We start from the raw sequence: 10,333 nt of genomic DNA, 5'->3' as shown, positions 1-10,333 counted from the left end.
TCAGCTATCAGCTATCAGCTTTTAGCTAAAATCGGCGGGTTCGGCGTCCCCCAGGCTTATTTTAAAAATTAGTGGTGTGTGTTCATGGGGGTTTGTAGACGCGGAGTGGCTTCTCTTGAGTATTCCCCATCATACGCCTTGAGAGCTGTTGGCGATCGCCTTGCGATAGCAATAGGCTGACAGCTGACCGCTTACTGCTATTTCAAACAAATAATAATTTGTATAATTATATACATCAAATAAATTCATTGTTAAAGCAAAAATTATAGATTTATTATGTTAAGTTTATGTTGAGTTTATGTTATTTTTAAGCTCTCTGGTTCCCTATTATCTTTCACTTTTTCCAGAATATAGTGTTTTTATTTGAATTCTAATTATAGATTGAGTTTTGTATGATAAAAAAGCTTGCTGATTGAGTAGTAATATTCTTGTTTTTGCTAGTAATTAATACTGTATTCCCTCCTTTAATATTCCCTATTCCCTACTTTATCTTCCATTTTTTATAGCACTTAGCCTCCACATTCCAGATAAAAATGCTATATTTTCTACAAAACCTTTCTGAAGATTCCTACACAAGACAAAAATAATAAAAGAGTTTTAATTTGATCACAACAGTGCTATTCTCAGAAGTTGGAGGAGAACAAAAAATATTTTCTCCTTCATGCAATATAATTAAAAACAATTTATAATTAATTGACCAAAAAATCAGGTCTCAAGCTTCCCCTTTCAAGGGGATGAAAAAGCGGTCGTTTGCTTTGCAACGCTGGCGCGAAAAGCGGAGCTTCCCGAAGGGTGGGATGGCGAGGTCCCCTCGCCATATCCAATCGACCAAGAGAAAATAAATTTCAGTATTTCAAGCCTCTGACTTTCCTGCGGAATGTTGTGCAAACAGCCAGAGGAACTGATAACTGATAACTGATAACTGATAACTGAAATGACTATGACTACATCAACCTCTGTTCTATCAGCTTGGCAGCTCTTAAGAAATCGTGAAATAACTTGCCAACAAGCATTGGAAAATTTAGTAGATAAACGAGGAATAGTAAATCTACAACTACTTGATAAAGAAGTAGCATATCGTTTCTTTAGAGAATTTCCAGATCGAAAAGAATTACCACCAGTTATCCCCCTACTTTTATGGCGTAACTGTTATTACTTAGCCTCCCCTATAGAAATATGTGCTGATGAAATGAAAAATATGAGCGATCGTACTTTTTCTGACATCAAAATTATTTTTATCGCAGAAAAAAGCTATAGCGCCTGGTATCATAGAGAAAAAATAGACCCCAACTCTATTTCCGGAAATCAGTTAATTAATCCTTTAACTGGAGAGCTAGAAGAAGATGTCAGCGCTACCACAGAATTATATCTTTCCCAAGCAGCAGACCAAATTGGTCGAATTAAAACAATTATTTCCGGCGCTCTGCGTAACCGTGCTAGTGACATCCATCTTGAACCAAGCGGAGATGGTCTACGAGTACGTTACCGTATTGATGGCATCCTCAGAAATATTACCACCCTTCCAGCAGATATTGGTCGTCGAGTAGTGGTTGCTATCAAGGTCATGTGTGATATGGATATCGCTGAAAGTAGATGTCCTCAAGATGGGAGAATTAGCGAACAATATGTAGGAGACGATGATTCTAATATAGGAATAGATTTACGAGTTAGTACTCTTCCCTGCGTCGGAGGGGAAAAAGCTGTGATTAGGTTACTAACTTCCAAAAATCCTTTTTCTAGTTTGGATAAGTTGGGATTTTCTGAGCGGAGTTTGAGTGTATACAAAAGTTGGTTGCATCAACCACAGGGAATGATTATTTTTACAGGCCCCACTGGATCTGGGAAAACAAGTACCCTATACACCAGTTTGTTATCAGTGGCAACAGAACACGTTAATGTGGTTACTGTTGAAGATCCAGTAGAGTATGTATTGCCTGGAATTACTCAAACTCAGGTCAATGAAAGAGCAGGAATGACTTTTGCCACTGGTCTACGGGCAATTTTGCGTCAAGACCCTGATATTATTATGATGGGTGAAATACGCGATCGCGAGACGGCAGATACAGCGGTAAGAGCTGCATTGACTGGCCACTTAGTCTTGACTACTCTCCACACTAATGATGCCATAGGGGCAATTCCTAGGTTAAAGGATATCGGTCCTGATCCTGCTTTGATGAGTGATGCGCTATTGGGTATTGTGGCACAAAGATTAGTGCGAAAAATTTGTCCCCATTGTGGAGAAGCTTATACTCCTACAAAGGCCGATCTACAAATATTAGGTTTGGAGCAGCCCCAAATATTACCTTCTATGAGTTTGGCAGTTAGCAAAAGTCTCTCTGCTTATGCTCCTGCTTTGAAGAATGGTAATGGGGGGCAAACTATATCTGCTGTTACTCCGAGTATAGAACATGAAATTCAGGAAAATTGGCGTATCGGTCGTGGTTGCTCTAATTGTTTCCATTCTGGTTATTCTGGTAGAGAAGCAATTGTAGAATTATTGGATGTAGACGAGGGGGTTCGCGAGTTAATTTATGAAGGTACGATAACTCAGTTACATCGTTATTTGAAGCAAAATGGTTTTGTTTCTTTCCAAACTGCTGCTATTGAAAAGGTAACCCAAGGTATAACTACAGTTGAAGAAGTACAGCGTGTTTTGCCAAGGAGTGCTTTATATACTCACAATTTTGCCAGAGGTTAAATTAAATAGGGTTTGCTGAAAAAGTTTGATGGTGATGATAGGCAACAGGCAACAGGCAATAGTTTAGACTATCTGCTACGGCCAAATTTTCTGATACTTAGGGGAAAAGTATAGCGCTACGCGCTAGGCAACAGGCAACAGGCAACAGGCAACAGTAAACAGTGAGTGGGTTTGGTGGATTTAGAAATGTCCTAACCTAAACTTGTAGTGCTATATTAGCATTTTGAGGCTACAACAGCCAAAAACCTTGCACCCCCTCAGCAATATTTAACCCTGGAAGTCTTTACAGGTATTGATTACAATTTTATTCAGCAAGCCCTATTTATTTTAGATGCAGATAAGGGCGGATAGATTTTCGCCTCTTAAAGTTTTGAGTTAATACAGCATATTTCGGGCAAATGATGTACAGGATAAACGGTGAAAATCATGTATTGCGGGCATCTTGCCCGCGTGGGTGTACCTCATAACAATGGGAAGGGCTGTCAATAGCAAAGCTCACCCTTCTGCTCTCTGCCTTCTGTCTTCTTCCTTTCTTAATGAAAACTGCGATGAGCGATCGCCTACCTAAAATTATTTTGAAGATACTTTTGTATCAGCTTCTGGAAAACGAGTAATATCATCTTCCCCAAGATATTCCCCATTTTGAATTTCAATCATTACAAGAGGAATAGTACCAGGATTTTCTACACGATGTGCTGTATTTGGTGGAACATAAGTTGATTGTTTTTGCAGCAGCAAATGTTCTGTACCATCAAACACAACTTTAGCAGTACCAGAAACTACAATCCAATGTTCACTACGATGATAGTGCATTTGGGTCGTAATATAATGTTTTGGTTTGACTTCTATACGATTAATTTTATAACGTGGACCTTCTTCCAACATTGTAACTGTGCCCCAAGGCGGTGTTCTAGTAGGCTGTTCATTTTGACTGGAGACTGTAGCTCCAGAATCTACAACTGGAGTCGAAGACTGTTGATTATTTTGTGTTTCACTCATGAATTTTTTTGGTATTACATCAAATAACAATCTACTCTGAACATTTTACTACAAAATGCCAATAAAAAAATATAGATATCCTTTGTAGCATTATAGTAGCTTTATTGCATGTAGCAGGGCTTCGTACTATATACAATACAATAGTCGTATGTAAATACACCTGCGCTCATTGCTATAATGTCCGGTTGAATAGTTGCACTTTGGAGGAGAAAAGGCAGAAGGCAGAAGGGAAAGAAAAGTTCCAAGAGAGAAGGTTTTTTTTATAACTGATTATCTGAACATGATATTACAGGTTAATTCCATTCGGCTAGAACGATTTTACCGATACTTCTACCCTTTTCAAGGCGTTGATGAACATCCCGTAAGTTTTGAGCATTGATCGGTTTGACTACCTCATTGCAAGTTGTAACAATTACACCATCTTCGATCAGTTGACTCAACTCATTAAGCAAATTACTTTGCTCTGCCATATCTTCTGTTTGATACATGGAGCGAGTAAACATAAATTCCCAAACAAAGCTAGCACTTTTACTCTTTAAAGTTTCCATGTCTAAGGGTTGTTCGTTTTCGACAATGGAACAGATTATGCCTTGAGGTTTAATTGCTCTAGTCATAGCTTCCCAATGACCATCAGTGTCGTTCAAGCACAGAATATAATCGACATTTTGATAACCAATTTTCTCGATTTCCTCCGCAAGATTATTTCGATGATTGACCACTTCATCAGCACCCATTTTTTGACACCAAGCGATAGTTTCAGGACGAGAAGCTGTAGCAATGACATTAAGCTTGGCTAGCTTTTTCGCTATTTGAATCGTAATAGAACCCACTCCCCCTGCACCATTGATAATTAAAATGGATTTACCTGCATCTGCTCCTGTTTTATCAATATTTAATCTTTCAAATAGAGCTTCCCAAGCAGTGATACCAGTAAGAGGAATAGCTGCTGCATGAGCAAAATCTAAATTCTGGGGTTTGCGACCAACAATTCTGGCATCTACTAAATGAAATTCGCTATTGCTACCAGGACGAGTAATATCTCCTGCATAATAAACCTCGTCTCCAGGTTTAAATTCTGTTACTGCTTCTCCAACTTCTACCACTACACCTGCTGCATCCCAACCAAGAATACGGGGTTCAGATTCAACCTTATCTTGAGGAGAGCGGACTTTATAATCTACTGGGTTAACAGAAATAGCTTTAACCTGTACCAATAAATCTTTGCCTTTAGCTGTGGGTTTAGGGATTTCCACATCTAACAGACTATTTTCGTTATCAATTGGTAAATATTGAGTTAAACCTACTGCTTTCATGGATTTTACCTCCAAATTTTAAATATTATTAGGTTATTAGGAACGGCCGAGATTATACTAATTACCATACATTAGCGCTATACTTGGGCAATACTTCAGTTGTCAACTAATCGGTACAAGCAAAATCACTTTGCATGCTAATTTTAGCTAAGTTAATGTTCATTACTCTTATGTTTGCTTCTCCCTGTACGGACGTTGCATGCAACGTCCCTACCTACTACCCTACTCCCCTGCTCAATAAAATGTAGAAAAGTTTTTGAGAAATGGTATTACTTCTTGGGCTACGCAGGAATAACATCAAACTTACCATTAGTGCGTACATAGATGATGCTCTCCTCTGTTGCTTGAGACGAGACTTGATGCTCCGACTCTTCCTTCAAGCTGAAATAACTGCCCGGCACCAAGGTCTTGAGATCGGTCTCACTCGTCACTTGATACTGTGGTTGACCCTGGATTACCACAGCGTGGAATGTCGAGCCGTGGCTACGTATCTTTCCAGTAAATCCAGCCGGTAGCTTGACAAAACTCCCGTATAATTGATCGTCCTGCGGGTTGCCCCAAAGAAAGGCTACCTTTGCTCCATTAGCAGAGGCTGGCATTCCGGGCTGGTCAATCCAAACGATGTTTGATGGGTCTACGTTAATTGGTTTGTCATCGCTAGGAAACGCCTCCTCAGTGGGAAGGACAAGATACGGCCCTTCATCGATCTCTATGTATGCCATGTTGTTGCTACCCTCGGCAGCAGTAATGTGTACACCTCCGGCTGGCTGCGTCCAGAAAGAACCCGTCGGCAGCCACATCTTCTCGGCATTCGGGTCATCGTTGTGAACTGTGCCACTAATGGCCACTCCTCGGTAGGTGATATTGTGAATGTGAGGCGGCGACGAGAAGCCGTCCACAAACTGAACGAGGAAGCCTGACGGCCCGGAGGCAGTGCGATCGCCCCAAAGAGTACCAGCCCTCGGGCTTTGGTCGCCACGGGCGGGGTTGAGAGGTCCCCACTGGACTTCGGACCTCAAGACAACCTCGGAGGTTGGCTTGGCTGCTAATTCTGCCTTGATGCTTTGGGATGTAACCTGCGCGCAACCCAAGGCGGTTACGAAGAGTGCAAGTGCGAGTAATAAAAACCTTCTTATGTTCTTCATGGGGAAAATTTTTAGTAATCACTTATTTGATGTACTACTAAAGTTTAAGCTAAAACCACCTCAATAGCACGTACAATATCTTGGCATTTCTGTGTATTAAGTACATCGGGATGGGGAGAGACAAACTGACCTAAATCGTTGTCAAAATACTTGCCTGAAGCAGTTTTGAACTCATCTGTCAGTGCTGCGCGAGTCAGTATTTCTGCCCCGATGCGGATATCGCCACCAGCTACTCCAAAAGCCTGCTTTACCATTTTGCTGCCAAGCATCGATCCAGGGTTAATTGCGACGATCGTAGGACCGTTATCCTCAAGGGAAACTGCTAGACTGCGCGACCACATTGTAAGCGCTAGTTTGCTTTGTGCATAAGCTGCTCCGTCGGACAACTTGACTCGTCCAGCCAGTGCTTCTACTTGGACAGTAGATTGAGCAGCGGAGGAAAGATTGATCGCCCTTCCTGAAGTACCGAGCAGTGATAATAACCGTTGTGTAAGCAGATAGGGAGCGATGGTATTGACAGCAAAGCGTATATCAAGACCATCCTGGGTAATAGGCTCGGACGCATTATAGACACCTGCATTATTGATTAGCACATCAAGCTTAGAGTGCTTTTCTGCCAAAGTTTTCGCTAGCACCTCGACATTATCCATGAGCGACAGATCGGCTACATAAATTTCAATACGTCCGCTACCTTTGAGTTCAAGAAGCATTTTTTGCACTTGTTCGAGCTTTTTTGGATTACGACCATGCAATAACACATGGTGCCCCAGTGAAGTAAGTATCTTCGCTGTTTCCAGTCCAATACCATCGGTAGAGCCAGTAATTAAAATAGTTTTTTGCATGGCTTTGTCTCCTTTATCCATTGAATTATGGCAGGATCTCATCTGCTAAATGTTTCAGTGTTGTATGAATATCGGCTTTATTAAAGCGCAGGTTCAGCGCAACATGATTTACACCGATGAAGCCTCTGCCACGATGTCTTTCATAACAGCTTCAAATTCTTCTTTTTTACCATCTTTGATTTTTGCTTCAACTATCCATCCTATGTTCTCAAACATCAGTTTCTCCTTTGTTTTCGAGTTTCTGCTCATTATTCAATTTCCTGAATAGCAATAACTCCTTGCTCCCAGTTACGCTGGTTCTCCATATCATTTTGAAAAACTTTATCATCTGCAATTTGGAAACGCTTAATCGCTGGTGTTTTGCTTGTTGCTTGATAGAGCCAGTAGGCTTCTTCCTTGAGCGCTTCTTCGATTGGTTTATCAATTGAAGCATAGACTGCCTGCTTACAAGCATTAATCGAATCCACTGGGAAATGGGCGATGCGTTTTGCCAAATTATCAACATAAGCACCAATTTTATCTGCATCGAGAGCCTTATTAATAGTGCCATAGGCTGCTGCTTCGTCCGCATCAAAATCACGCGCACTTAAAATAATTTCCAATGCTCGGCCCAAACCTGCCTGACGCGCCATGCGTGATGCGCCACCACCACAAGGCAGGATGCCCATACCAACTTCCATCTGCATGAACTTTGCCTTACCACGAGCTGCAAAGCGCATATCACAAGCCAGGGCAAATTCATGACCGCCACCCCGTGCAAACCCTTCGATTTTGGCGATAGTTGCCTGTGGCAGTTTACTAATACGCTCCAGTGTTTTCTGTAGATAGAGCGGTTCTATCTCGTCGCGCGATACTCCTGTTGTAGACATATCTTTGAGGAAATTAGTGTCGGCATGGGCCACAAAAATCTCTGGGTGCGCAGATTGGAAAACAACAACTTTGATGCTGCGATCGCCTTCAAGATTGTCCGCCAAACGATTTAGATCGTCTAGCATAGGAATGCCTTGAACATTCACAGGAGGGTAATCAAAAATAACAGTAAGGATTGCTCCATCCCTTGTTGCCTTGAATGTAGTGTAGTTTTCATAAGTCATATCTATCTCCTTTTGCAAGTTGTTAAAAATTGAACATCTAAAAGTTTCTTCATGGATACATAATTGGGAAACTGCGTAACTTCAGCTTACAAAAGAACAATTGCAGAACACTTATAAGTGTCCGCGAACTAAAACTAATTGTTCCTTCTGCCCTCTGCCTTCGTTTATGAGTTATATGATTAAAAGTATAATAAAAATGCAAATAATGACAAGTACGTACATTTTTTTTATATAGTGAGTTAAAAGTAACTATTGAAAGGTTTAGAGAATTATGACGCAGAAAAATAATTACGATCGCCCCTATGGATGTTCTGTCGAAGCCACTTTATCGGTGATTGGTGGACGGTGGAAACCCGTGATTATTTTTAATCTTTTAGAGAATGATGTCTTACGCTTGGGCGAATTGAAGAAAAAAATTCAAGGTGTTACGCAGCGTATGCTTGTTAATCAACTACGCGAATTGGAAAAAGATAATATTGTCGCGCGAAAAGTCTATGCTGAAGTGCCGCCACGAGTAGAATATTCACTTACAAATTATGGTCGTACTCTAGAGCCAATTATGATTTCTATGAGAGACTGGGGAGCCGAGCATATGAATTTAAAATCTGATGAGTCCTCATCTTTATAAAACTATAGTCATTCTGAATAAGACTGGAACACTTTTTCAGCTGACACTTTTTCAAGGTAAGAAATCCTTGTCTCAATCTTAACTGGAATGACTATAGTGCAGAATGGCGGAAATAACCGATCGGTTAAAAACCCTAAAAGCCTTACCAATCAATGTTTCTAGCTTCTGAATTCTGATTTTTGACTTCCGCGTAGCAGCACTAGGATTGATTCTGAATATAATTTTGTACATTTTCCTGAAATTGATAAACAGATTTCTCTAAATCTTTAGCAATTGCTCCAACAGAAAAGTACGGTGATTGCAATGACTTCTGTTGTTGTTCACAAACATAAATATCCTCTGTCATAAAATCACCCGATGCCATCGGATCATTTTTATCTTTTGTTTTATACTTATCTCCTTGGCGAGATTTAAAATAATTCCAAGATTTCCATTCTTGGGCAGCAAAATCCCAACTAGAAACGGGCATGATTTTACTTCTAATTTCCACAACACATTTATCTGGTGCGATGGGAATAATATGGAAGATCGACCAAGTTGATTCTGTTTCTGATAATCCTAAATTAGGAAATAACATCGGTACATAAGCCCCAATTTTTTCTGGAGGGATATGATTGATTAGAGGATAAGGTGAATTATTCTGAATATCTGCACCATAATCTTTTGCTAAAGGCTCATAAAAATAAAAATGGTTGCCCACAAAACCTGTTTGTTGTTTTCTATGATCATACATAAATAGAGTTTCTGAGTGGAGATGAGCTAGATGATAGCCATCAATGTAGTTTTCTACCACAATTTTCCAATTGGCATTGATTTCATGACGGGATCTGGCCCCTTCATATTCGACAAGTTTTTCTGGCTGATGAGCTCCCAAATAAGGTTCAATACCCCCAAACCAATTACTTAGAGATTCTCCATTGGTATCAGGATGGACAAAAATCATTCCTCGCCAAACTCCTACGGAAGCTTTATGGAGACAGAGTAGGCTCATGTCCAAATCGGGAAATTGAGTTTTGCGTTCGGGAACAGCCGATAATTTACCATCAAGAGTGTATGTCCAGTCATGATATGGACAAGTAATAAATTTTTTACCCTTACCAACTGCTCGTAATAGTTGAGTTCCCCGATGACGACAAACATTGTGAAAGGCTTTTAATTGCTTATCTTCACCATAGATAACCAGAATATTATTTAGTCCCGCTTGAACTGTGAGATAGTCTCCTGGTTCGTTTAAATCTTCGATAAAACCTGCAAACTGCCATGTATTACTAAAGATATATTTTTGTTCTTTATTAAACCATTCTTGAGAAGTATAGGCTTCGATAGGAAGGACAGGCATAGTTTTGTGTGTGTTCATGGGACAAGTTTATTTCAGTTGAAAATAGTAGCAATGCTTAAAACACTAAGGGCAACCCAAGAAATCATAATTAACCAATAGAGAAGAGGATTGTCTTTTTTGGTAATCGGCTCAATGAAGTAAGTTACACCAGTAAAGAAGTCAGGAATAATCCAGATCAGAAATAACATACCCCAAATCCACTCCCAATTTAAAATTGTGGCAACCCATACCAAAATTAATCCGAGAATAGTGCGCCATTTAATTTTGTTCATTAT

10 protein-coding genes are annotated in these 10,333 nt (G+C 40.2%); 2 read left to right on the top strand and 8 right to left on the bottom strand.

Annotated features, from left to right (window positions below):
* Positions 1 to 934 precede the first annotated feature (934 nt).
* Positions 935 to 2,698: a GspE/PulE family protein gene (locus AC3DU7_RS14810; RefSeq protein WP_488040099.1), complete on the top strand. Its 1,764-nt coding sequence runs from the start codon at positions 935 to 937 to the stop codon at positions 2,696 to 2,698.
* A gap of 570 nt (positions 2,699 to 3,268) precedes the next feature.
* Here the strand turns inward: AC3DU7_RS14810 and AC3DU7_RS14805 are convergent.
* The 6 genes from AC3DU7_RS14805 to AC3DU7_RS14780 all read right to left on the bottom strand — a co-directional run bounded on the left by AC3DU7_RS14805 (position 3,269) and on the right by AC3DU7_RS14780 (position 8,091).
* Positions 3,269 to 3,697, bottom strand: a complete 429-nt coding sequence (locus tag AC3DU7_RS14805; protein WP_488040098.1) for a phosphomannose isomerase type II C-terminal cupin domain — start codon at positions 3,695 to 3,697, stop codon at positions 3,269 to 3,271.
* A 293-nt stretch (positions 3,698 to 3,990) separates the two neighbouring features.
* Entirely contained in the window at positions 3,991 to 5,010 is a 1,020-nt protein-coding gene (locus AC3DU7_RS14800; protein ID WP_488040097.1) for a zinc-binding alcohol dehydrogenase family protein, read from the bottom strand.
* A gap of 281 nt (positions 5,011 to 5,291) precedes the next feature.
* Positions 5,292 to 6,155, bottom strand: coding sequence for a DUF4437 domain-containing protein (locus AC3DU7_RS14795; RefSeq protein WP_488040096.1), 864 nt, complete (start codon positions 6,153 to 6,155; stop codon positions 5,292 to 5,294).
* A 44-nt stretch (positions 6,156 to 6,199) separates the two neighbouring features.
* Positions 6,200 to 7,018: an SDR family NAD(P)-dependent oxidoreductase gene (locus tag AC3DU7_RS14790; protein ID WP_488040095.1), complete on the bottom strand. Its 819-nt coding sequence runs from the start codon at positions 7,016 to 7,018 to the stop codon at positions 6,200 to 6,202.
* A gap of 87 nt (positions 7,019 to 7,105) precedes the next feature.
* On the bottom strand, positions 7,106 to 7,246 hold the full coding sequence (locus AC3DU7_RS14785) for a hypothetical protein (protein ID WP_488040094.1): 141 nt from the start codon (positions 7,244 to 7,246) through the stop codon (positions 7,106 to 7,108).
* The gene (locus tag AC3DU7_RS14780) at positions 7,246 to 8,091 is read right to left on the bottom strand and encodes an enoyl-CoA hydratase/isomerase family protein (protein ID WP_488040093.1); all 846 of its coding nucleotides are present in this window, start codon (positions 8,089 to 8,091) and stop codon (positions 7,246 to 7,248) included. The genes AC3DU7_RS14785 and AC3DU7_RS14780 overlap by 1 nt, the downstream gene beginning before the upstream one ends.
* 271 nt (positions 8,092 to 8,362) lie before the next feature.
* Between AC3DU7_RS14780 and AC3DU7_RS14775 the strand changes: the two genes are divergently transcribed.
* The gene (locus AC3DU7_RS14775; RefSeq protein ID WP_488040092.1) at positions 8,363 to 8,719 is read left to right on the top strand and encodes a winged helix-turn-helix transcriptional regulator; all 357 of its coding nucleotides are present in this window, start codon (positions 8,363 to 8,365) and stop codon (positions 8,717 to 8,719) included.
* Positions 8,720 to 8,918: 199 nt separating this feature from the next.
* Here the strand turns inward: AC3DU7_RS14775 and AC3DU7_RS14770 are convergent, their stop codons facing one another.
* Positions 8,919 to 10,058: an aromatic ring-hydroxylating oxygenase subunit alpha gene (locus AC3DU7_RS14770; RefSeq protein ID WP_488040091.1), complete on the bottom strand. Its 1,140-nt coding sequence runs from the start codon at positions 10,056 to 10,058 to the stop codon at positions 8,919 to 8,921.
* Positions 10,059 to 10,090: 32 nt separating this feature from the next.
* On the bottom strand, positions 10,091 to 10,333 hold a 243-nt coding region (locus AC3DU7_RS14765; RefSeq protein ID WP_488040090.1), incomplete at its 5' end, for a hypothetical protein.

This window comes from Okeania sp. (assembly GCF_983059655.1).
Note: the sequence above shows the minus strand (reverse complement) of the source record. Positions and strands in the feature narration are given on the sequence as shown.

Excerpts from the sequence above, each read along its gene's own strand:
- AC3DU7_RS14780 (WP_488040093.1), bottom strand. The coding sequence starts at position 8,091 with ATGACTTATGAAAACTACACTACATTCAAGGCAACAAGGGATGGAGCA.
- AC3DU7_RS14785 (WP_488040094.1), bottom strand. The coding sequence starts at position 7,246 with ATGAGCAGAAACTCGAAAACAAAGGAGAAACTGATGTTTGAGAACATA.
- AC3DU7_RS14770 (WP_488040091.1), bottom strand. The coding sequence starts at position 10,058 with ATGCCTGTCCTTCCTATCGAAGCCTATACTTCTCAAGAATGGTTTAAT.
- AC3DU7_RS14775 (WP_488040092.1), top strand. The coding sequence starts at position 8,363 with ATGACGCAGAAAAATAATTACGATCGCCCCTATGGATGTTCTGTCGAA.
- AC3DU7_RS14805 (WP_488040098.1), bottom strand. The coding sequence starts at position 3,697 with ATGAGTGAAACACAAAATAATCAACAGTCTTCGACTCCAGTTGTAGAT.
- AC3DU7_RS14800 (WP_488040097.1), bottom strand. The coding sequence starts at position 5,010 with ATGAAAGCAGTAGGTTTAACTCAATATTTACCAATTGATAACGAAAAT.
- AC3DU7_RS14810 (WP_488040099.1), top strand. The coding sequence starts at position 935 with ATGACTATGACTACATCAACCTCTGTTCTATCAGCTTGGCAGCTCTTA.
- AC3DU7_RS14790 (WP_488040095.1), bottom strand. The coding sequence starts at position 7,018 with ATGGATAAAGGAGACAAAGCCATGCAAAAAACTATTTTAATTACTGGC.
- AC3DU7_RS14795 (WP_488040096.1), bottom strand. The coding sequence starts at position 6,155 with ATGAAGAACATAAGAAGGTTTTTATTACTCGCACTTGCACTCTTCGTA.